Source organism: Streptomyces sp. NPDC001381 (genome assembly GCF_042895685.1).
GTDB lineage: Bacteria > Actinomycetota > Actinomycetes > Streptomycetales > Streptomycetaceae > Streptomyces.
This window is the reverse complement of sequence record NZ_JBIAWO010000002.1, coordinates 188731-210949: the sequence shown is the minus strand read 5'-3', so window position 1 is coordinate 210949 and position 22219 is coordinate 188731. Positions and strand designations below refer to the sequence as shown.

Sequence of the window (22219 nt, the reverse complement as noted above, 5' to 3'; positions counted from 1 at the left end):
GGGTCACCAGGGCAGCGCGTGCCCGTCGCGGAAGAAGCCGCCCGTGGGGCCGTCGTCGGGCAGCGTCGCGGCCCACACGATCCCGGCGGCCCCCTCGGCGACGGGCCGGCCGCCCGGGCCGCCCATGTCGGTGGCGACCCAGCCGGGACAGACCGAGTTGACCAGCACGCCGTCGGCGCCCAGTTCGCCCGCGAGCATCCGGGTGAGCGCGTTGAGCGCGGCCTTGGACACCGAGTAGGCGGGCGTCCCGCCGGTCATGCCGGCCAGCGAGCCGCCCTCGCTGGAGACGTTCACGACGCGCGGCCGACCGCTCGCCCGCAGCAGCGGCAGCACGGCCTGGACGAGCCGCCACGGCCCGTACAGATTGGTCTCCATGGCCTCGCGTACGACGTCCAGGTCGGCGTCGGCGGCCCGCTGCCAGGTGTCGTAGGTGATCGCCGCGTTGTTCACCAGGACGTCGAGTCCGCCGAACCGCTCCCGCAGGACCCCGGCCGCCGCCTCCGCGTCCGCCGCGCTCGTCACGTCCAGCCGCAGCGGATGCGCACCGGCGCCGAGCCGGGCAGCGGCCTCGGCGGCGGCCCGCCCGGACCGGGCGGTGACCAGGACCGTCCAGCCCAGGCCGAGGAGTTGGCGGGAGACCTCGTGTCCGATTCCCCGGTTCGCCCCCGTCACCAGTGCGATCACTGCCGCGCCCCTTCGTCGCCCCGACTCGTGCCGGGCTCGACCTTGCCAGAAGGGGGAACCGATCAGCCCGATCCCGCGTCGGACACGGCCGTGAAGGCGCCGTCCGTGAGCACGGGCACGGCGGAGCAGGCGTCCAGCTCGGTCGCGATCGCGACGTCCTCGGGGAAGCCACCCCGGACCAGTTCGAGTCCCGAGGAGCAGCGGGCCACGGTGTCCGCCAGGTCCGGGGTCCCGGTGAAGGCGGCCCGTGCGGCGGCGGCCTCGGACGACAGGGGGCCGGCCCCCTGCCCGCGCAGCTCGGCGATGATCGCGCCGGCGCCCAGCAGGTCCTCCAGCGCGGGTCTCAGGCTGCCGTCCGGCCAGCGCTCGCCGGCGGCGACGACACCGACGGGGCGGTGCTCGGTTCCGCACCCCTGGGCGGCGAGCAGGCGTCCCACGGCCGTCGCGTTGCGCAGACAGCCCGCGATCACGGTCGCGTCTCCGGCCGCGGCGGCGATGGCCGAGCCATTGGGCGAGGGCAGGACCAGCCGGGGGGTGAGAGGGGCCGTGCGGAGGGCGGCGGGCGAGAGGGACCAAGGCGCGTCCGGCGTCATCTCCCTGCGCCCCACGGCGAGTTCGGCCTTTCTCTCGCGGGCGAAGGCGTGCGCCGTCCCGTCGCGCCAGGCGTAGGGGAAGACGCGGGTCCCGCGCTCCGCAGCGACGGTCACCGAGGTGGTGAAGGAGAGAACGTCGACCACGACGAGGCACGCGACCTCCTCGGCGAGCCGCCGGGCCCCGACGGGACCCCACTCGAACCGCACCCCGTGCCCCTGCTGCAGGAACCAGTCAGTCATGAGAGGGGAGTCTCGACGCAAACCCCCGCGGGCCTCAACCCCGCCGGTCGGTCGTCAACTGTCTACAGTCGCCCGCCGACAGGCTCCCGCCGACCACCGACCGGTAACCGCCGGCCGGCGACCGGCACTCCGTCCACCGCCGACAGCCGACCGCCGACCGCCGACCGCCGACGCCCCCTCACCGCAACTCCGCCCGAAACCCCACCGGCGTCTGCCCCGTGTGCAGCTGGAAGAACTTGGAGAAGTTCGCCGGATCGGGAAAGCCCACCGCCGCGCCGACGCGCCCGATCGGCAGGTCCGTGTGGGCCAGCAGCCGCTTCGCCTCCAGGACCACCCGCTTGTCGATGAAGCCCTTGGGCGTCTCGCCGGTGGCGGCGCGGACCGCCCGTACCAGGGTGCGGCGGGAGTAACCGAGGGCGTCGGCGTAGGCGCTGACGCTGTGATTGGTCGCGAAGTCCCGTTCCACGGCGTCCCGGAAGAGGGTGAACGTCGACTCGGTGCGCCGCCCTGCCTCCGCCGAACTCGCCGCGAGGTGCGCGAGCCGCAGCAGGAACGCGGTCAGGGAGTGCCGCAGCACCGCCGTGTGCAGACTCAGCGGGAGGGTCGCGTGGTCCTCGTACTCCTGGCGCAGACAGGTCAGCGCCGCGCGCAGTCCCGCGAGCTGGGCCGGGTCGGGGCGCAGCAGGGGCGGCAGGTCGTAGCGGTACAGGCCGGTGGCCTCGACCGTGGCGCGGGGCAGGAAGCCGGGTTGCATGGTGAGAACGGTTCCGCGGTACTCGCTCGACTTCGAGAAGCGGTGGACCTGTCCCGGGCGGATCCACAGCAGATCGCCGGCCGTCGCCTCGTACTCCGCGAAGTCGATCATGTGGTGCACGGGACCGTCGTCGAACAGCATCACCACGTGGAAGTCGATGCGGTGGACACGGTCCAACGGCGCGCCCTCGGCGCTCCAGGTGCGGCCGGGGCCCATGGGGCCGACCTGCATGCCGACGCCGCCGACGCTCCGTTCGACCGGGAAGGGGAAGGTTCTGATGCCGTCGCCGACGGTCTCGTGTCGGGGGTTTCTGTCCGCCATGTCGTTCTCGCGCCGTCCTGCTGCCGCCGTCCGTGTCCCACTTTCACCACAGGCTGACACAGACAGACCTTCCCTCGTAAAAGTCAGACTTTTACTTTTGAACGCGTCAGAGCACGTCTCCCCCTCCCATCGAGGACTTCTTGAAGATGAGCACGCAGACGCCGAACAGCTTCGAGTGGACCGAACTCGACCGGCGTGCCGTCGACACCGCACGCCTTCTGGCGGCGGATGCCGTCCAGCGGGTGGGCAACGGCCACCCCGGCACCGCGATGAGCCTGGCCCCGGTCGCGTACACGATCTTTCAGAAGCTGATGCGTCACGATCCGGCCGACCCGGAGTGGACCGGCCGTGACCGCTTCGTCCTCTCCCCCGGCCACACCTCGCTGACCCTCTACACCCAGCTCTTCCTCTCCGGCTACGAGCTGGACCTGGAGGACCTGAAGGCTTTCCGGACCCACGGTTCCAAGACGCCCGGGCACCCCGAGTACGGGCACACCGCCGGCGTCGAGACGACCACCGGGCCGCTCGGCCAGGGTGTCGCCAACGCCGTCGGCATGGCGATGGCTGCCCGGTACGAGCGCGGCCTGTTCGATCCGGACGCCCCGCGGGGCGAGTCCCCGTTCGACCACACGATCTGGGCGATCGTCTCCGACGGCGACCTGCAGGAGGGCGTCTCCGCCGAGGCCTCCTCGCTGGCCGGCCACCAGCGGCTCGGCAACCTGGTCCTCCTCTACGACGACAACCACATCTCCATCGAGGGCGACACCGCGACCGCGTTCTCCGAGGACGTGCTGAAGCGGTACGAGGCGTACGGCTGGCAGGTGCGGCGCGTCGAGCCCGCCGCGAACGGCGACGTCGACGTACCCGCCCTGTACGCGGCCCTGAAGGCGGCGCAGGCCGAGACCGGCCGCCCGTCGATCGTCGCGCTGCGCACGATCATCGCCTGGCCCGCCCCGAACGCGCAGAACACCGAGGCCTCGCACGGCTCCGCACTCGGCGCGGAGGAGGTCGCCGCCACCAAGCGGGTGCTGGGCTTCGACCCCGAGCGCTCCTTCCAGGTCGACGCCGACGTCCTCGCCCACACCCGCGCCGCCCTCGACCGGGGCGCCGAGGCCCACGCCGCCTGGGACAAGCGGCTGGACGCGTGGCGCGGCGCCCACCCGGAGCGGGCGGAGCTGTTCGACCGGGTCGTCGCCGGTCAGCTCCCGGAGGGCTGGGAGGACGCGCTGCCGGTGTTCGAGCCCGGCAGGTCCGTCGCCACGCGTGCCGCCTCCGGCAAGGTGCTCCAGGCGCTGGGCGCCGTCCTCCCCGAGCTGTGGGGCGGCTCCGCCGACCTCGCGGGCTCCAACAACACCACCATCGACAAGACCTCCTCCTTCCTCCCCGAGGGCAACCCGCTGCCCGAGGCCGACCCGTACGGCCGTACCGTGCACTTCGGCATCCGCGAGTTCTCGATGGCCGCGGAGATGAACGGCATCGCCCTGCACGGCAACACCCGCGTCTACGGCGGCACGTTCCTGGTGTTCTCCGACTACATGCGCAACGCGGTGCGCATGTCGGCGCTGATGCAGCTGCCGGTCACGTACGTGTGGACGCACGACTCCGTCGGCCTGGGCGAGGACGGCCCCACCCACCAGCCGGTCGAGCACCTCGCGTCGCTGCGCGCCGTCCCGGGCCTGAACGTGGTCCGCCCGGCCGACGCCAACGAGACCGCGATCGCCTGGGCCGAGATCCTCAAGCGGCACGCCACGAAGCCCGCCCCGCACGGTCTGGCCCTCACCCGCCAGGGCGTGCCGACGTACGCGCCCAACCCCGACGCGGCCAAGGGAGGTTACGTCCTCCAGGACTCCTCGACCGAGGTCCCGGACGTGATCCTCGTCGCCACGGGATCCGAGGTGCGGCTCGCCGTCGGCGCGCGGGAGCGTCTGGAGGCCGAGGGGATCGGGACGCGCGTGGTGTCGATGCCGTCCGTGGAGTGGTTCGAGGAGCAGCCGCGCGCCTACCGCGACAGCGTCCTGCCGCCGGCGGTGAAGGCGCGGGTCGCGGTCGAGGCCGGCATCGGTCTGACCTGGTACCGGTTCGTGGGGGACGCGGGCCGCATCGTCTCCCTCGAGCACTTCGGCGCCTCCGCCGACGCGGACACCCTGTTCGCCGCGTACGGCTTCACCCCCGACAACGTCGCCGCCGCGGCCCGGGAATCCCTTGCCGCCGCGCGCGGTTGATCCGAACGCCCGAAAGAAGATGATCACAATGACCGAAGCGACCGCCTCCGCGGGAGCCCTGCGGCGCCTGTCCGACGAAGGCGTCTCCATCTGGCTGGACGACCTGTCGCGCAAGCGGATCCAGTCCGGCAACCTCGCCGAACTCGTCGCCACGAAGCACGTCGTGGGCGTCACCACGAACCCGTCCATCTTCCAGGCCGCCATCGGCTCCGGCGAGGGCTACGAGGACCAGCTCGCCGATCTGGCGGTGCGCGGCGTGACGGTCGACGAGGCCGTCCGGATGATGACGACCGCCGACGTGCGGGCCGCAGCCGATGTCCTGCATTCCGTGTTCACGGCCTCCGGCGGCCGCGACGGCCGGGTCTCCATCGAGGTCGACCCCCGCCTCGCCCACGACACGGCGGCCACCATCGCCGAGGCCAAGCAGCTCGCCTGGCTCGTCGACCGCCCCAACGTCATGATCAAGATCCCGGCGACCAGGGCCGGCCTCCCGGCGATCACCGAGGTCATCGGCCTGGGCATCAGCGTCAACGTCACGCTGATCTTCTCGCTGGAGCGCTACCGCGAGGTCATGGACGCCTACCTGGCCGGCCTGGAGAAGGCCCGCGCCAGGGGCCTCGACCTCTCGCTGATCCACTCCGTGGCCTCCTTCTTCGTCTCCCGCGTCGACTCCGAGATCGACAAGCGGCTCACGGTGCTCGGCACGGACGAGGCCCTCGCGCTGAAGGGCCGGGCCGCGCTGGCCAACGCGCGGCTGGCCTACGAGGCGTACGAGGAGGTCTTCGCCGGTGACCGCTGGACCGCGCTGGCCGGGGCGAAGGCGAACAGGCAGCGTCCGCTGTGGGCGTCCACCGGTGTGAAGGATCCTGCATACAAGGACACGCTGTACGTGGACGATCTGGTGGCGCCGGGCACCGTCAACACCATGCCCGAGGCCACCCTGGACGCCACCGCCGACCACGGTGCCGTCACCGGCGACACGGTGACCGGCGGCTACGCACAGGCCCGCGCCGACCTGGCCGCCGTGGCGGCACTCGGCATCTCGTACGACGAGGTGGTCACCCGGTTGGAGGACGAGGGTGTCGCCAAGTTCGAGACGGCGTGGGAGGACTTGCTGAACACGGTCACGAAGTCGCTGCTGAGCAAGGGAGCTGACGCGGAATGAGCACCACCCCTGTGTGGGACAACCCCCTCCGGGATCCCCGCGACCGGCGTCTGCCCCGGATCGCCGGGCCGTCCGGCCTCGTCATCTTCGGTGTGACGGGCGACCTGTCCCGCAAGAAGCTGATGCCGGCGGTCTACGACCTCGCCAACCGCGGGCTGCTGCCGCCGGGCTTCTCGCTCGTCGGCTTCGCCCGCCGGGACTGGGAGGACCAGGACTTCGCACAGGTCGTCCACGACGCGGTGCGCGAGCACGCGCGCACCCCGTTCCGTGAGGAGGTCTGGCAGCAGCTCGCCGAGGGGATGCGGTTCATCCCCGGCGACTTCGACGACGACACGGCGTTCAAGCAGCTCAAGGCGGCCGTCGACGAGCTGGACACCTCCCGCGGCACCGGCGGCAACTTCGCCTTCTACCTCTCCGTGCCGCCGAAGTTCTTCCCGAAGGTCGTCGAGCAGCTGAAGAAGCACGGGCTGGCGAACGCGCCGAAGGGTTCCTGGCGGCGGGCGGTCATCGAGAAGCCGTTCGGACACGACCTGGCGAGCGCGCAGGAGCTGAACGCGGTCGTGCACGACGTGTTCGAGCCGGACCAGGTGTTCCGCATCGACCACTACCTGGGCAAGGAGACGGTCCAGAACATCCTGGCGCTGCGGTTCGCCAACACGATGTTCGAGCCGATCTGGAACCGGTCCTTCGTGGACCATGTGCAGATCACCATGGCCGAGGACATCGGCATCGGCGGCCGGGCCGGCTACTACGACGGCATCGGCTCGGCCCGTGACGTCATCCAGAACCATCTGCTGCAGCTGATGGCGCTGACCGCCATGGAGGAGCCCGCCGCCTTCGACGCGGCCTCGCTGCTCACCGAGAAGCTCAAGGTGCTGAAGGCCGTGAAGCTGCCGGAGGACCTGGGCCGGCACACGGTGCGGGCGCAGTACGCGGGTGCCTGGCAGGGCGGTGCCAAGGTGCGCGGCTACCTGGAGGAGGACGGCATCGACCCGGCGTCCACCACGGACACGTTCGCCGCGGTGAAGCTGAACGTCGACAACCGGCGCTGGGCGGGCGTCCCGTTCTACCTGCGCACCGGCAAGCGGCTCGGCCGGCGGGTCACCGAGATCGCGGTGGTGTTCCAGCGGGCGCCCCACTCCCCCTTCGACTCCAGCGCCACCGAGGAGCTCGGGCAGAACGCGATCGTCATCCGCGTCCAGCCGGACGAGGGCATCACGGTCCGGTTCGGCTCGAAGGTGCCCGGCACCTCGATGGAGATCCGGGACGTCACGATGGACTTCGCCTACGGCGAGTCCTTCACCGAGTCCAGCCCCGAGGCGTACGAGCGCCTCATCCTGGACGTGCTGCTCGGCGACGCCAACCTTTTCCCGCGCCACCAGGAAGTGGAAGAGTCCTGGAAGATCCTCGACCCGATCGAGGAGTACTGGGCGACACACGGCAGGCCCGCGCAGTACCCCTCGGGCAGCTGGGGTCCGAAGGAAGCCGACGAGATGCTCGCACGAGACGGACGGAGCTGGCGCAGGCCATGAAGATCGACCTGACCGACACCACGGCAAGCAAGATCAACAAGGCGCTGGTGCAGGGTCGCCGCGCCATCGGCACACCCGCGGTGGGCATGGTCCTGACGATGGTCATCGTCACGGACGAGGAGAACGCCTACGACTCGATCAAGGCGGCCGAGGAGGCCTCGCACGAGCACCCCTCGCGCACCCTGGTCGTCATCAAGCGGCACGCCCGCACCCCCCGCGAGCGCACCCACTCGCGGCTGGACGCGGAGGTGCGCGTCGGCTCGGAGGCCGGCACCGGCGAGACGGTCATCCTGCGGACCTACGGCGAGGTGTCCGACCACGCCGACTCCGTCGTCCTGCCGCTGCTGCTGCCGGACGCGCCGGTCGTCGTGTGGTGGCCGGTGGACGCGCCGGAGAACCCGTCCAAGGACCCGCTGGGCGCGCTCGCGCAGCGCCGGATCACCGACCTGTACGCGGTGGAGAACCCGCTGCGGACGCTGGAGACCCGGGAGCGCTCCTACGCCCCCGGGGACACCGACCTGGCCTGGACCCGGCTGACGCCGTGGCGTTCGATGCTGGCGGCGGCCCTGGACCAGGCCCGGGTGCCGATCGTGTCGGGGGCGGTGGAGGCCGAGGCCGACAACCCGGCCGCCGAGCTGCTGGCGCGCTGGCTGGAGGCGCGGCTGAACGTCCGCATCGACCGCGTGGTCACCGCGGGCCCGGTCGTCACGGCCGTGCGCCTGGGCACCGCGAGCGGTGAGATCGTCATCGACCGTCCCGAGGGGCCCCTCGCCACGCTCACCCTGCCGGGCCAGCCCTCGCGCACCCTCGCGCTGAAGGTCCGCACCACCTCCGAACTCATCGCCGAGGAGCTCAGGCGCCTCGACGCGGACGAGATGTACGCCGTCGCCCTGCGGGGCGAGGCGACCAAGGAGACCCCTTCCCATGTCTGACACACCTCGGCTCACCCGGCGGCCCGAGTGGACCGCGCTGGCGGACCACCGCGCCGGGTGGCACGCGCATCTGCGGGAGCTGTTCGCGGCGGACCCCGGGCGCGCTGAGCGGTACGTGGTGCGGGTCGGTGACCTGCGCGTCGACTACTCCAAGAACCTGGTCACCGACGAGACACTGGCCCTGCTGACCGAACTGGCCACCGCCACCGACGTGTTCGGGCTGCGGGACGCCATGTTCCGCGGCGAGAGGATCAACGTCACCGAGCGGCGCGCCGTCCTGCACACCGCGCTGCGCGCTCCGGCGGACGCGGTCGTCGAGGTCGACGGCGAGAACGTCGTGCCCGCCGTGCACGCGGTGCTCGCGCGGATGAGCGACTTCGCCGAGCGGGTCCGCTCCGGCGAGTGGACCGGCCACACCGGCAGGCGGATCAGGAACGTCGTCAACATCGGCATCGGCGGCTCCGACCTGGGCCCGGCGATGGCGTACGAGGCGCTGCGCGCGTACACGGACCGCTCGCTGACGTTCCGGTTCGTCTCCAACGTCGACGGCGCCGATCTCCACGAGGCGGTACGGGACCTGGACCCGGCGGAGACGCTGTTCGTCGTCGCCTCCAAGACCTTCACCACCATCGAGACGATCAGCAACGCGACCTCGGCCCGCTCCTGGCTCCTGGAGGGTCTGGGCGGCGAGGAGAAGGCGGTCGCCCGGCACTTCGTGGCGCTGTCGACCAACGCGGAGAAGGTGGCCGGCTTCGGCATCGACACGGCCAACATGTTCGAGTTCTGGGACTGGGTCGGCGGCCGCTACTCCTACGACTCGGCGATCGGCCTCTCCCTGATGATCGCCATCGGACCGGACCGCTTCCGTGAGATGCTCGACGGCTTCCACCTCGTCGACGAGCACTTCCGCACCGCCCCCGCCGAGGCCAACGCCCCGCTGATCCTGGGCCTGCTGGGCATCTGGTACGGCAACTTCCTCGACGCCCAGTCGCACGCGGTCCTGCCGTACAGCCACTACCTGTCGAAGTTCACCGCCTACCTCCAGCAGCTCGACATGGAGTCCAACGGCAAGTCGGTGGACCGGGCGGGCCGGCCGGTGGAGTGGCAGACCGGTCCCGTGGTGTGGGGCACGCCCGGCACCAACGGCCAGCACGCGTACTACCAGTTGATCCACCAGGGCACCAAGCTGATCCCGGCCGACCTGATCGGCTTCGCCCGTCCCGTCGGCGAGCTGAGCGACGGACTCAAGGCGCAGCACGACCTGTTGATGGCCAACCTGTTCGCGCAGGGTCAGGCGCTCGCCTTCGGCAAGACCGCCGACGAGGTGCGCGCGGAGGGTGTGCCCGAGGAGCAGGTGGCGCACCGCACCTTCCGGGGCAACCACCCCACCACCACGATCCTGGCCCGCGAGCTGACCCCCTCGGTCCTCGGCCAGCTCGTCGCGCTCTACGAGCACAAGGTGTTCGTGCAGGGCGCGGTCTGGGACATCGACTCCTTCGACCAGTGGGGCGTGGAGCTGGGCAAGGTCCTCGCCCGGCGCGTCGAGCCCGCCCTGACCGAGACGTTCTCGTCTGCCGCCGCCGCGGCGGAGTCCGTCCCCGGTCTCGACCCCTCCACCGCCGCCCTCGTGGCCGCCTACCGTGAACTCAGGAAGTAGTGAACTGACATGACAGCGATGCAGCTGGGCCTGATCGGTCTCGGCAAGATGGGCGGCAACATGCGCGAGCGCATCCGCCGCGCCGGCCACACCGTCATCGGCTACGACCGCAACCCCGACCTCTCCGACGTCAAGGACCTCACCGAACTCGTCGGGCAGCTCCAGGCGCCGCGCACCGTCTGGGTGATGGTCCCGGCCGGGCCCGCCACCCAGTCCGTCATCGACGAACTCGGCGATCTGCTGGAGGCCGGCGACACCGTCGTGGACGGCGGCAACTCCCGCTGGACGGACGACGAGAAGCACGCCGCCGAACTCGGCGCCAAGGGCATCGGCTTCGTCGACGCGGGCGTCTCCGGCGGCGTCTGGGGCCTGGAGAACGGCTACGCCCTGATGGTCGGCGGCGAGAAGGAGCACGTGGACCGCCTCCGGCCGGTCTTCGACGCGCTCAAGCCGGAGGGTCCGTACGGCTACGTCCACGCGGGCAAGGTGGGCGCCGGGCACTTCTCGAAGATGGTCCACAACGGCATCGAGTACGCCATGATGCAGGCCTACGCCGAGGGCTGGGAGCTGCTGGAGAAGGTCGACTCGGTCACGGACGTGCGCGAGGTCTTCCGCTCCTGGCAGGAGGGCACGGTCATCCGGTCCTGGCTGCTCGACCTGGCCGTGAACGCCCTCGACGAGGACGAGCACCTCGACAAGCTGCGCGGCTGGGCGCAGGACTCGGGCGAGGGACGGTGGACGGTCGAGGCCGCCATCGACAACGCCGTGCCGCTGCCCGCCATCACCGCCTCCCTCTTCGCGCGGTTCACGTCCCGTCAGGACGACTCGCCGCAGATGAAGATGATCGCGGCGCTGCGCAACCAGTTCGGCGGCCACGCCGTCGAGTCGGCGAAGTAGGCGGGCAAGTGGGGGATGTTCTCCTGGTCCGGCACGGCGAGACGGAGTGGAGCAGGTCGGGGCAGCACACCAGCTTCACCGACCTGCCTCTCACCGAACAGGGTGAGATACAGGCGAAGTCGCTCGCTCCCTTCTTCTCCGGCCGGCCCTTCTGCCTCGCCCTGACCAGCCCGCTGCGGCGCGCGGTGCGCACCGCCGAACTCGCCGGCATCGGCGGGGCCCTCGCCGAGTCGGACCTGCACGAGTGGGACTACGGCGCCTACGAGGGCGTCACCACCGTCACGATCCACCGCACCCGCCCCGCCTGGGACCTGTGGACCGACGGCGTGCCGCCCGGTCCCGACGGGCACCCCGGTGAGTCGCCCGAGGAGATCGGACTGCGCGCCGACCGGGTGCTGTCCCGGGTGGACGCGGCGCTCGCGAACTGCGGCGGGGACGCCGTCCTCGTCGCGCACGGCCACTTCCTGCGGGTCCTGGCGGCCCGCCGGCTCGGACTCCCACCCGCGGAAGGCCGGTTGTTCCAGCTGGCCACGGGAACCTACAGCCGGCTGTCCACGGAGCACGGGCGGTCCGTGATCGCGGAGTGGAACGTCAGGCCGTAGCCGGTTGACACCGCGCACGGGGCCCGCCAGAGTCGCGGCTGATGGAGATCGACGATCTGACACCGGCCGAACGGCGCCTCTGGCGGGCCTTCGCGACGGGGGCGGAGGTGGACTTCCGCGAGGACGGCGAACAGGCGGTGCGAGCCGTCGTGTTGCGGGCGCTGCTCCTCAACGGCCCCGAGGAACCCGGGGAGATAGCGGCCCTGAAGGTCCGGGGCGCATGCGTCACCGGGGTCCTGGACCTGCGGTACGCGACGGTGGGCAGCGTCATCCACCTGACGCACTGCCGCTTCACGGACGCCCCTGACCTCGTCGGCGCCCACTTGCGCTATCTCAGCCTGCGTGACTCCGGCATGCCCGGTCTGTCGGTGACGCGGGCCCGGATCGACGGCAGCCTGCGGCTGACGCGCTGCCGGTTCGGCGGGCCGGTTCGTCTGGACGGGGCGCAGATCAGCGGGGCCCTGTTCCTGGAGGGCGCGGAGATCGCCGTGGCCGCGCCCGCCGCGCAGCCGGTGCTCCAGCTCAACCAGGTCACCGTCGAGGACGACCTGTGCGCCCGTGGTCTGCGTGCCCGGGGGCTGATCCGGCTCGACGGGGCGACCGTGGCCGGCTCGCTCGACCTGGAGGACGCCGAGCTCGGCAACCCCGGCGCCCGTGTCCTGGACGCCGAGGCCCTCGACGTCGGCGCCAACCTGCTCGCCCGCCGGCTGCGCGCGCAGGGGCGGATCGACCTGCGCGGCGCCCGCGTACCGGGCCGGGTGGACCTGCTGGACGCCCGGCTGTCCAACCCGGGCGGCACCGCCCTGCGCGCGAGCAGCTGTGTGATCGGCGAGTTCTGGCTGCGCCGGGGCCCGCGGGTGGAGGGCATGCTCAATCTGCGGCGGGCCGAGATCAACCAGCTCGACGTCGAGCCGGAGATGCTGCCCGACCAGGTGCGGCTGCTCGACCTCACCTACACCTTCCTCACCCCGCACGAGCCCGCCGAGCGCCGGCTGCCGATGCTGGAGCGGGACGGCGAGGGCTTCGACCCGCACGCGTACGAGCAGTTGACGGCCGCGTACCGGCGCATCGGCGACGACCAGGCCGCGCGGCTGGTCCAGCTCGCCAAGCAGCGCCGCCGCCGGTCCACGCTCCCCTGGTACGGGAAGGTGTGGGGGCATCTGCAGGACGCGGCCGTCGGCTACGGCTTCCGCCCGCTGCGGGCAGCCGTCTGGCTGCTGTCGCTGCTGGCCGTCGGCTCCCTCGTGTACGCCGGGCATCACCCGCCGGCGCTCAAGGCCGGCGAGGCGCCCCGCTTCGACCCGGTCTTCTACACCCTCGACCTGCTGCTGCCGGTGATCTCGTTCGGGCAGGAGGGCGCGTTCGCCCCGCGGGGCGGGTACCAGACGCTGTCGTACGTCCTCGTCGTCACCGGCTGGATCCTGGCGACGACCGTGGTCGCGGGCGTGACCCGGACGGTCAGCCGGCAATGAGCCGGCTCACGGCGTGCTGGGCCGCGAGCCGCACCGGCGCGTTGGCGGCGCCGTAGCCCCGGTAGCCGCCGTCACGCTGGACGAGCTCGAAGAAGACCCGGCCGACGGTCCGGGTGTAGACGTGCCGGAAGACGCCGTGCGCGTCGCGGTCGTAGAGGATGCCGAGGTCCCGGTAGGTCTCCAGCTCGCCGTCGGCGAACGCGTAGCGGGCCGCGAGGTCGTCGTAGTAGTTGGCGGGGATGGGCAGCAGCCGCCCGCCGGCCGCGGTGAAGCGGCGGGCGGCGGCGACCACGTCGTCGGTGGCGAGCGCGATGTGCCGGGCCTGGGCGGTGTCGTCGCCGGGGGCGGCGCCGACGGTGAGCGGGAAGCGGACGGCGCCGTCGCCGCCGGTGACGGCGCGGCTGCGCAGCAGCCCGTAGGGGTCGGCGACGTCGACGCTCTCCTGCGGGTCGAGGCCGAGGACACCGCGGTGGAAGAGGACGGCCTCGTCGAAGCGGTGCCAGGGCTGGGTGAGCGCGACATGGTCGACGCGCAGGGTGTCCGTGGCGGCCGGGGCGTGCGGGACGTCCTCGAAGTCGGCGCGCCAGTCGGGCAGGCCGGGGCGGTTCGTCGCGCACAGGAAGAGTTCCGTGCCGTCGGGGGCGGCGACCGCGTCGAGGGGGGCGTCCTCGGCGGCACGGCGGCGGGGCAGGACGGGGGCGAGCAGGGCCTCGGCGCGGCGGGCGGCGGCGGCCGGGTCCGGTGACTCCAGGCCGATCGCGGCGAGGGTGGTGCCGTCGGTGGGGGTCCCCCCGCGCGAGCGAGGCAGAGCGTGGGCGGCCGGTCCGGTGTTGACGAGGATCCGGGCCTCGCCCTGCTCCCACAGGTCGACGGGCTTGCCGCGGTGGCGGGCCGTGCGGGCGAAGCCGAGGGAGCCGAGCAGGGTGGAGACGGGCTGGGCGTCCGGGGTGACCAGCTCGGTGAAGGCGACTGCGGTGGGTGCGGCCGGGGCGGGCAGGGCCGTGATGCCGAGCTCCTCCTGGAGGAGGAGCAGGGAGCGGCGGGCGTCGACGGCGGTCGGGCCGGCCTCGGCCTGGCGGAAGACGTCGTTGAAGACCTCGAGCGAGAGCGGGCCGTCGTAGCCTGTATGCAATACACGGCGTACAAGATCCGTCACATCGAATCCGCCCTGTCCGGGGAAGCAGCGGTGGTGGCGGCTCCACTGCAGGACGTCCATGCCGAGCAGCGGGGCGTCGGCCAGCTGCAGGAAGAAGATCTTCTCGCCGGGGATGTCCGCGATGCCCTCGAGGTCCTGGGGCCCGGAACTCCGGGAGAGGATGTGGAAACTGTCCAGGCAGGTGCCGAGCGCCGGGTGACCGGCGGCCTCGACGATGCGCCAGGCGTGGTCGTACGTGCTGACGTGCCGCCCCCAGGCGAGCGCCTCGTAGGCGACGCGCATGCCGAAGTCCTGGGCCAGGCCGGCCAGGCGGCCGAGCTGCTCGGCGGCGAGCGCGTCGTCGTCCTCGGCGAGCGGGGACACGCTGGAGCAGACCAGGACGGTGTCGGCGCCGAGCCGGCCCATCAGCTCGAACTTGCTGCGGGCGCGGCGCAGGTTGCGGGCGAACTCCTCCTCGGGCACGGCCTCGATGTCGCGCATCGGCTGGTAGAGGTCGACGGTGAGACCGAGGTCGGCGCAGCGGGCGCGGATCTCCTCGGGGGTGAGGGGGCTCGCGAGCAGGTCGTTCTCGAAGATCTCGACGCCGTCGAAGCCGGCGCGGGCCGCGGCCGTGAGCTTCTCGGTGAGGGATCCGCTCAGGGAGACGGTGGCGATGGACGTACGCACCTTGGCACCTCGTGGTTCTGGTCAGTTCGGGGCGGTGACGGCGCCGGCCAGCTCGGCGATGTCGGCGAGCATGCGGGTGCTGTCGGGTTCCCGGCCGGTGAACAGCCGGAACGCGTCCGCCGCCTGGAAGACGGCCATGCCGCCGCCGTCGAGGGTGGCGCAGCCCAGGGCGCGGGCGGTGCGCAGCAGCTCGGTCTCCAGCGGGCGGTAGACGACCTCGGCCACCCACAGGGCGGGGCGCAGCAGCTCGGCCGGGAAGGGCAGGCCGGGGTGGGCGGCCATGCCGGTGGGGGTGGCGTGCACGACGCCGTCGGCGGCCGCGAGCAGCTGCGGCAGCCGGTCGGCGCCCGCGTGGTCGGCGCGGCCGTCGCCGAAGTGGTGGTTCAGGGAGGCGGCGAGGGCGGCCGCCCGCGCGGGCAGCGCGTCGACGACGGTGACCCGTCCGGCGCCTAGGGTGAGCGTGGCGTGGGCGACGGCCGCGCCCGCGCCGCCCGCGCCCAGCTGCACGACCCGCTCCAGCGGGACGTCCGGCAGACCGCGGGCGAAGGAGGCGGCGAAGCCGGTGACGTCCGTGTTGTGGCCGACGGCCCTGCCGCCCTCGAGGACGACGGTGTTGACCGCGCCGAGCGCCTCGGCCTGCGGGGAGAGCGCGTCGAGGTGCCCGATGACCAGCTGCTTGCACGGATGGGTGATGTTCAGTCCGTCGAAGCCCAGGTCACGGGCGGCCCGCACCAGGTCCCCGACCGCCTCCGGACCGACCCCCAGGACGTCGATGTCGATCAGCCGGTACAGGTAGCGCAGCCCCTGCCGGTCGGCCTCGCGCTCGTGCAGCGCGGGGCTGAGCGACGGGCCGATGCCGGAACCGATCAGTCCGACGAGATACGAGTCCTTGGTCACGTCCTTGGTCACGGCGGACCTCCTGAGCGGCTGGCTAATGTACGAACTGGTGAGTTAGTCATAACACCAAGCCGGGTGCCGGGGGAAGCCCTCTCCCCTCACAGGGCGGGATCGGCCTCCTAGAATCGCTGCACTGCACCCCGCCGCCCGAAGGAACCCGATGACCAGCGCCGACGAACCGGCACGACCCAACGGGCGCACGCGTGACGCCGCCCGGACCCAGGCCGAGATCCTCGACGTGGCGACCCAGGAGTTCGCCCGCGTCGGCTACGCCGGGGCCCGCGTCGACGACATCGCCGCCCGCACCAGCACCACCAAGCGGATGATCTACTACTACTTCGGCGGCAAGGAGCAGCTGTTCACAGCCGTCCTGGAGCGGGCGTACGGGGTGATCCGCGAGGCCGAGCAGCGGCTCGACGTCGAGCACCTGGACCCGGTGGCGGCGATCCGGCGCCTCGCCGAGCTGACCTTCGACCACCACGAGCAGCACCCGGACTTCATCCGCCTGGTGAGCATCGAGAACATCCACGAGGCCGAGCACATCGCCGCCTCCGAGAAACTCGGCAAGATCGGCTCGCCCGCGCTCGACGTCATCCGCCGCATCCTCGCCGCCGGCCGGGAGTCCGGGCTGTTCACGGCGGAGGTGGACGCCGTCGACCTGCACGCGATGATCAGCTCGTTCTGCTTCTTCCGGGTGGCCAACCGGCACACCTTCGGCGCCCTGTTCGGCCGCGACCTGGTGGACCCGGCCCAGCGCGAGCACTACCGGACCATGCTCGGCGACATGGTGATCGCGTACCTGACGGCGGAGCGCGCGGCGGACTGACGGCCGGGCCCGCGCAACGGCGGACGGCGGCCAGGCGGACGGCGGACGGCGGACGGCGGACGGCACACCGCAGACGGCGGCCCGGTGGCGGCCGGCCCGCCCTCGGACCGTGAGAGATCCTTCCGCGTGACCTATTGACAGCGGGGAAACATCAGCGCAACATCACTGGCCATCCGCTACTAACTACCCAGTGGGTTAATTAGCCGGGCGACGACCCGGCCGCAGCCGCCCCGCACCCCAGGGATCCGGCCCTTCTCCCCTTGCCTCACTCCCCGTACGTTGGAGTTTCCCCGAAGGAGCACGCCGTGTCCGTCCCCGCCGCAGCACCCCCCGGCCAGCCGAAGAAAGCCGCCACGGCGGCGTGGATCGGCAGCGCCCTGGAGTACTACGACTTCTTCATCTACGGCAGCGCGGCCGCGCTGATCTTCCCGAAGGTCTTCTTCGACGAGTCGGACCCGGCCACGGCGACCCTGCTGTCGCTGGCCACCTTCGGTGTCGCCTACGCGGCCCGCCCGGTCGGCGCGCTCTTCCTCGGGCACGTCGGCGACCGCCTGGGCCGCAAGAAGATCATGGTCTTCACGCTGATCCTGATGGGCGTCTCGACGTTCCTCATCGGCTGTCTGCCCACCCGCGCCCAGGTCGGCACGCTCGCGCCGGTGCTGCTGGTCGCCTGCCGGGTCCTGCAGGGTGTCTCCGCGGCCGGGGAGCAGGCCAGCGCCAACTCCATGACGCTCGAACACGCGCCGCCGAACCGGCGCGGCTTCTTCACCAGTTTCACCCTGAGCGGCACCCAGGGCGGGCAGCTGCTGGCCACCCTGGTGTTCATCCCGATCGCCGCGCTGCCCGAGGACCAGCTGCTGTCGTGGGGCTGGCGGGTGCCGTTCTGGCTGTCCATCGCGGTCGCCGTCGTCGGCTACGTCATCCGGCGCAGGCTGGAGGAGACCCCGGCGTTCGCCGCGCAGCAGGCCACGGGTGAGGTCGTGAAGCTGCCGCTGGCGGTGCTGCTGCGGGAGCACTGGGCGGACGTGCTGCGGGTGATCGGGGGCGCGCTCGTCGCCTCGGTCAGCACCATCTTCACCGTGTGGGCACTGGCGTACGCGACCAGCGACTCGGTCGGCATGAGCCGCTCCTCCATGCTGTGGGTGGGCGCGCTGGCCAACCTGGTGGCGCTGGCGGCGATCCCGGCGTGGGCCACGCTCTCCGACCGCATCGGGCGCCGCCCCGTCTTCCTGATCGGCGCGGCCGGCAGCGCGGTGATGATGTTCCTGTACCTGTGGTCGATCTCCACGGGCTCCTACCCGCTGACCCTGGTCCTGGGCATCGTCACCTTCGGTGTGGTCTACAGCGCCGCGAACGGCGTGTGGCCCTCCTTCTACGGCGAGATGTTCTCCACCCGGGTCCGGCTGTCCGGCATGGCGATCGGCACCCAGATCGGCTTCGCCGTGGCCGGCTTCGCGGTCACCTTCGCGGCGGAGATCGCGGGCCCGAACGGCGACGACTGGTCCTCGGTGGCCCTGTTCACGGCGGCCCTGTGCGTCCCGCCGGTGATCGCGGCCCTGTCGGCCAGGGAGACCGTGCGGATCCCGACCGAGCGGCTGGGTGAGCGGGGCGCCCGCGAGGTCCCCCAGCCGGAGACGGTGACGGCCTGACCCCGTTCCCCCCTCGGAAGTCCCGAGCCCCCGGACGCCTGCACGGCGCCGGGGGCTCGGCTCTCGTCACGGGTCCCGCGGCCCGCTGCGGACGTCCGGGCCCGCGGCGAGGGGCGTACACGCCGTGTCAGCCGTCCAGGGCGCCCTTCGGGATCCCGTACGCCCGTTCCACCCGCAGCCGCGCCACCAGGCGGCGGTCGCGGACCATGGCGGCGCGGTAGTCCTCCCAGTCGGGGTGTTCGCCCAGGACGTCGCGGTAGAGGCGGACGAGTTCCTCCACCGTCGCGTCGTAGGGGTCCCGGGCGACCGGGGTGAGGTCGGCGGTGGCCTCGACGACCGTGTAGGCGCGGCGGTCCGGGGTCGTCACGTGGTAGGAGGCGCGGGGGTCGCGGCGCAGATTGCGGGTCTTGGCGCGGTCGTCCGTGACGGAGATCCGGATGACGCCCTCCTGCGGATCGTAGTGGTGGCTGACGTTGGACAGCTGGGGCCGGCCGTCGCGCTTGAGGGTCACCAGTACTCCGCCGCGGCCTTCCGAGAGCAGTGCGAGCAGTGCGTTGCGCGTCGTGTCCTGAGTCATGTCCGGCACAACCGGCGCACCACCGGGGCGCATTCCCCGCGGCGGTAGACAGTGTCTACGCCGACTGGTAGACAGTGTCCATGAGCGAACCCGACAAGCCCGACCCCGATCTGCGGACCCGTCTCGTCGACGTCGGCGTGGACCTGGTCTCCCTGGAGGGCGCGGGCGCGCTCACCCTGCGGGAGATCGCCCGCCGGGCCGGCGTCTCGCACGGCGCGCCCCGCCGCTACTTCCCCACCCACCTGGAGCTGCTGTCGGCCATCGCCCGCCGCGGCTTCGCCCAGCTGGGGGTACGGGTGACGACGACGCTCGCGGACGGCGACGCCCACCCGCGCGCACAGCTGACCGGACTGGGCCGTGTCTACCTGGAGTTCGCGCTGGACAACCCCGGCATGTACGAGCTGATGTTCCGTCACGATCTGCTGGAGAGCGGGCACCTGCGGCTGCGGGACACCAGCCTGCCCCTGTTCGGCGTCCTGGTGGACCTGGTCGGCCGGGTCCGGCCCGACGCCGACGCGCGGGCGGTGGCGGGTGCGCTGTGGGCGAACCTGCACGGCATCGCCCAGCTGTGGGGCTGGGGCAGCCTCCAACTCGCCACCGGCACCGACGACTTCGTACCGCTGCTGCGGACGGCGCTCGACGCGCACCTGGGGCCGGAGGGCGACCGGTGAACCGTCCCCTGACGCTGGCCGCGAGTGTGGCGGGGGCCGTGGTCGTCGCCCTGGACGGCACCGTGCTCACCGTCGCCCAGCCCACCCTGCGCCGCGACCTGCACGCCTCCCTCGCCCAGGTGCAGTGGACGAGCACCGGCTACCTCGTCGCCGTGGCGGGTCTGCTGGTGTTCGCGGGGCGGCTCGGCGACCGCTACGGGCACCGGCGCACGTTCGCCGTCGGCATGCTCGGCTTCGGCGCCGCGTCGGCGGCCCTCGCGGGGGCGCCGGGCGTGGGCTGGGTGATCGGACTGCGCGTGGTCCAGGGGGTGTTCGGGGCGCTGCTGCAGCCCGCCACCCTGGGAATGCTGCGGGCGTCCTTCCCGCCGGACCGGCTGCGCACGCCGATCGCCGTGCGGACCGCGGCCATCGGGGTGGCGGCCGCCGCCGGGCCGGTGGTGGGCGGCGCGCTCGCCACCGGGTTCGGCTGGCGGGCGGTGTTCCTGCTCAACGTCGTACCGGCCCTGCTGTTCGGCGTGCTCGCCCTGACCTCCCGGGAGGAGCGGCGGCCGCCCGCCGCCACCTCCCTCGACACTCCCGGCGCCCTGCTGCTCGCGGTGGCCCTGACCTGCCTGGTGCACGCCCTCGTCACCCCCGCGGGCGCGATCTGGTCCGCGCCGGTGGCGCTCCTCGCGGGAGTCGCCTTCGTACGGCACGAGCGCCGCGTGCCGGCGCCCCTGCTCCCGCCGGACGTCATCGGCTCCCCCGCCGTCGGCGGCGCCCTCGCCCTGCTGGTCACCGCGTCGGCGGCGCTCAACGGCGCCCTGTTCGCCTGCGTCTACGTCCTCCAGGACGGCATGGGGGTCACCGCCCTGCACAGCGCGCTGCTGAGTCTGCCGCTGGCGGTGTTCCTGATCGCGGCGGCGCCCGTGGCGGCGGTCCTGCTGCGCCGGACCGGTGCCCGGGCGGCGGTCGCGGGGGCGACGGCCGTCCTCGGCGCCGGTCTCCTGGTCCTGGCCGCCGCGCCGGGCGAGGCGGTCTTCGCCGCCGGGTTCGCCCTGGTGGGCGCCGGGTTCGGCACCGTGATGGTGGCGGCGACACATGTCGTCGTACGGCAGGCACCCGCCGAGTCCGCCGGGGTGGCGGGCGGGCTGCAGCAGACGGCGATGAACGTCGGACCCGTGCTGGGGGTGGCCGCGGCGGCCGTTCTGATGGACCTCGGCCCGGACCGGGCGCCGACGGCCGTGCTGGGCGTGGCGGCCCTGGCGGCGCTCCCGCTCTGCCGCGCGCTGCCGGGGCTCTCCGCCGCCGCACCCGCACCCACGCCCGCACCCGCACCCGCCAGCTCCGCGGCTGGTCGAAGCGACACACCCCACACCGATCACGGCGTGGAAAGCGGTCCGTACGCCCGTGCCCTGCGCGACCATGAGGACTGAGGTCGTACGGGAGGGGCAACCCGGACCGCACCTCGCACGAGCGCACCGGAGGAGAACGATGGCACTGCTGCGACAAGAGGTCGACCCGAGCGAGGTCGGGCTGGACGCGAAGGCACTGGACCGCCTCGACCAGCATGTCGCCCACTACGTCGACGAGGGACGGCTGCCCGGATTCCTCGTGGCCGTCTCCCGGGGCGGCCGGGTCGCGCATCTCACCACCCACGGCCACCGCGACATCGCCGCCGGGCTGCCCGTCGAGGCCGACACCCTGTACCGGATCTACTCGATGACCAAGCCGGTCACCTCCGTCGCCGCGCTGATACTGATGGAGGAGGGCCGGCTGCGGCTCGACGACCCGGTGGCCGACCATCTCCCGGCCTTCGCCGGCCAGCGGGTGTACGCGGGCGGCTCCGGCGACGGGCTCACCACCCGTCCCGTGGAGCAGCCGATGCTGGTGCGGCATCTGATGACCCACACGGCCGGGCTGACCTTCGCCTTCTACCACTGCCACCCCGTCGACGCCCTCTACCGCGAGGCCGGTCTGGAGTCGGCGGTGCTGCCCGGCTCCGACCTGGCCGGGACCGTCGAGGCGTACGCGCGGCTGCCGCTGCAGTTCGAGCCGGGCACCCAGTGGAACTACTCGGTGGCCACCAACGTCCTGGGGCGGATCATCGAGGTCGTCTCCGGGCAGCCCCTCGACACGTTCCTCGCCGAGCGGATCTTCCGGCCGCTGGGCATGCCGGACGCGGGCTTCCAGGTCACCGAGGAGCAGGCCGGCCGGCTCGCCGAGCTGTACGGCGACACCGACGGCGGCGGCATCGAACCGATCCCGGGGCTGCCGCTCTCCGGCCGCCCCCGCTTCCTGTCGGGGAGCGGCGGCATGGTGGCGACCGCATACGACATCCACCGCTTCAGCGAGCTGCTGCGCCGCCGCGGCGAACTCGACGGTGTCCGCCTGCTCGCCCCGGAGACGGTGGACCTGATGACCCGCAACCACCTCCCCGGCGGCGCCGACCTGCGGGCCTTCGGCAGCCGCCCGGCGCACGACGAACCCGGCAACGACGGCGTCGGCTTCGGCCTGGGCGTCTCCGTGGTCGTCGACCCGGACCGCACCCAGGCCCCGTCCGGCCCCGGCACCTACGGCTGGAGCGGTGTCGCCACCACCACCTTCTGGATCGACCCCGGCCGCGATGTGAGCGTCCAGTTCCTGACCCAGGTGCGGCCGCGCAGGTCGCTGAAGCTGTACCCCGACCTCAAGCGGCTGGTGCACGAGGCGGTGAACGGCTGACCG

The 22219-nt window shown here is 72.6% G+C and carries 19 protein-coding genes; 13 read left to right on the top strand and 6 right to left on the bottom strand.

Going from position 1 to position 22219, the window contains the following annotated elements; translation table 11 throughout:
• Nucleotides 1-3 precede the first annotated feature (3 nt).
• From ACFY2L_RS08040 to ACFY2L_RS08030, 3 genes are all read right to left on the bottom strand, one after another.
• Complete coding sequence (locus ACFY2L_RS08040; protein ID WP_390821808.1) at nt 4-684, bottom strand: SDR family NAD(P)-dependent oxidoreductase; 681 nt, start codon at nt 682-684, stop codon at nt 4-6.
• Nucleotides 685-746: 62 nt separating this feature from the next.
• Complete coding sequence (locus ACFY2L_RS08035; RefSeq protein WP_390821807.1) at nt 747-1517, bottom strand: 2-phosphosulfolactate phosphatase; 771 nt, start codon at nt 1515-1517, stop codon at nt 747-749.
• A 178-nt stretch (nt 1518-1695) separates the two neighbouring features.
• Entirely contained in the window at nt 1696-2592 is an 897-nt protein-coding gene (locus tag ACFY2L_RS08030) for a helix-turn-helix domain-containing protein (protein ID WP_390658639.1), read from the bottom strand.
• A 146-nt stretch (nt 2593-2738) separates the two neighbouring features.
• Between ACFY2L_RS08030 and tkt the strand changes: the two genes are divergently transcribed.
• From tkt to ACFY2L_RS07990, 8 genes are read left to right on the top strand one after another with little or no spacing between them, the layout of a single operon-like run.
• Complete coding sequence (gene tkt / locus ACFY2L_RS08025) at nt 2739-4814, top strand: transketolase (protein ID WP_390658640.1); 2076 nt, start codon at nt 2739-2741, stop codon at nt 4812-4814.
• A 19-nt stretch (nt 4815-4833) separates the two neighbouring features.
• Nucleotides 4834-5979, top strand: coding sequence for a transaldolase (tal, locus tag ACFY2L_RS08020; RefSeq protein WP_390658641.1), 1146 nt, complete (start codon nt 4834-4836; stop codon nt 5977-5979).
• Nucleotides 5976-7511 (top strand): glucose-6-phosphate dehydrogenase, encoded by a 1536-nt coding sequence (zwf, locus tag ACFY2L_RS08015; protein WP_390658642.1) that lies wholly within the window; start codon nt 5976-5978, stop codon nt 7509-7511. Before tal ends, zwf begins: the two co-directional genes overlap by 4 nt.
• A complete protein-coding gene (opcA, locus tag ACFY2L_RS08010; RefSeq protein WP_390658643.1) occupies nt 7508-8443 on the top strand; it encodes a glucose-6-phosphate dehydrogenase assembly protein OpcA in 936 nt (311 codons plus the stop codon). The genes zwf and opcA overlap by 4 nt, the downstream gene beginning before the upstream one ends.
• Nucleotides 8436-10100 (top strand): glucose-6-phosphate isomerase, encoded by a 1665-nt coding sequence (pgi, locus tag ACFY2L_RS08005; RefSeq protein ID WP_390658644.1) that lies wholly within the window; start codon nt 8436-8438, stop codon nt 10098-10100. The genes opcA and pgi overlap by 8 nt, the downstream gene beginning before the upstream one ends.
• A gap of 18 nt (nt 10101-10118) precedes the next feature.
• Nucleotides 10119-10997 carry a phosphogluconate dehydrogenase (NAD(+)-dependent, decarboxylating) gene (gene gnd / locus ACFY2L_RS08000; RefSeq protein ID WP_390658981.1) on the top strand — a complete coding sequence of 293 codons (879 nt, stop codon included), beginning with the start codon at nt 10119-10121 and terminating at the stop codon, nt 10995-10997.
• A gap of 8 nt (nt 10998-11005) precedes the next feature.
• Nucleotides 11006-11599: a histidine phosphatase family protein gene (locus tag ACFY2L_RS07995; RefSeq protein ID WP_390658645.1), complete on the top strand. Its 594-nt coding sequence runs from the start codon at nt 11006-11008 to the stop codon at nt 11597-11599.
• A 41-nt stretch (nt 11600-11640) separates the two neighbouring features.
• The gene (locus ACFY2L_RS07990; RefSeq protein WP_390821806.1) at nt 11641-13071 is read left to right on the top strand and encodes a membrane-associated oxidoreductase; all 1431 of its coding nucleotides are present in this window, start codon (nt 11641-11643) and stop codon (nt 13069-13071) included.
• On the opposite strand, the gene ACFY2L_RS07985 is transcribed toward ACFY2L_RS07990, so the two are convergent.
• Together ACFY2L_RS07985 and ACFY2L_RS07980 are read right to left on the bottom strand one after the other, a co-directional pair.
• On the bottom strand, nt 13058-14893 hold the full coding sequence (locus ACFY2L_RS07985; RefSeq protein WP_390821805.1) for a bifunctional sugar phosphate isomerase/epimerase/4-hydroxyphenylpyruvate dioxygenase family protein: 1836 nt from the start codon (nt 14891-14893) through the stop codon (nt 13058-13060). The genes ACFY2L_RS07990 and ACFY2L_RS07985 overlap by 14 nt on opposite strands.
• A gap of 21 nt (nt 14894-14914) precedes the next feature.
• Nucleotides 14915-15790, bottom strand: a complete 876-nt coding sequence (locus ACFY2L_RS07980; protein WP_390658982.1) for a shikimate dehydrogenase — start codon at nt 15788-15790, stop codon at nt 14915-14917.
• A gap of 160 nt (nt 15791-15950) precedes the next feature.
• Here ACFY2L_RS07980 and ACFY2L_RS07975 point away from each other — a divergent pair, with 160 nt between their 5' ends.
• Nucleotides 15951-16616 carry a TetR family transcriptional regulator gene (locus ACFY2L_RS07975; RefSeq protein WP_390658648.1) on the top strand — a complete coding sequence of 222 codons (666 nt, stop codon included), beginning with the start codon at nt 15951-15953 and terminating at the stop codon, nt 16614-16616.
• A 305-nt stretch (nt 16617-16921) separates the two neighbouring features.
• On the top strand, nt 16922-18265 hold the full coding sequence (locus ACFY2L_RS07970; protein ID WP_390658649.1) for an MFS transporter: 1344 nt from the start codon (nt 16922-16924) through the stop codon (nt 18263-18265).
• A gap of 127 nt (nt 18266-18392) precedes the next feature.
• Here the strand turns inward: ACFY2L_RS07970 and ACFY2L_RS07965 are convergent, their stop codons facing one another.
• A complete protein-coding gene (locus ACFY2L_RS07965; protein WP_390658650.1) occupies nt 18393-18842 on the bottom strand; it encodes a PPOX class F420-dependent oxidoreductase in 450 nt (149 codons plus the stop codon).
• Nucleotides 18843-18922: 80 nt separating this feature from the next.
• Between ACFY2L_RS07965 and ACFY2L_RS07960 the strand changes: the two genes are divergently transcribed.
• Genes ACFY2L_RS07960 through ACFY2L_RS07950 form a run of 3 tightly spaced genes read left to right on the top strand, consistent with a single transcriptional unit; the run spans nt 18923 to nt 22216 of the window.
• Nucleotides 18923-19513: a TetR/AcrR family transcriptional regulator gene (locus tag ACFY2L_RS07960; protein ID WP_390821804.1), complete on the top strand. Its 591-nt coding sequence runs from the start codon at nt 18923-18925 to the stop codon at nt 19511-19513.
• Nucleotides 19510-20928 carry an MFS transporter gene (locus tag ACFY2L_RS07955; RefSeq protein ID WP_390821803.1) on the top strand — a complete coding sequence of 473 codons (1419 nt, stop codon included), beginning with the start codon at nt 19510-19512 and terminating at the stop codon, nt 20926-20928. The genes ACFY2L_RS07960 and ACFY2L_RS07955 overlap by 4 nt, the downstream gene beginning before the upstream one ends.
• A gap of 58 nt (nt 20929-20986) precedes the next feature.
• The gene (locus tag ACFY2L_RS07950; RefSeq protein ID WP_390821802.1) at nt 20987-22216 is read left to right on the top strand and encodes a serine hydrolase domain-containing protein; all 1230 of its coding nucleotides are present in this window, start codon (nt 20987-20989) and stop codon (nt 22214-22216) included.
• Nucleotides 22217-22219 lie beyond the last annotated feature (3 nt).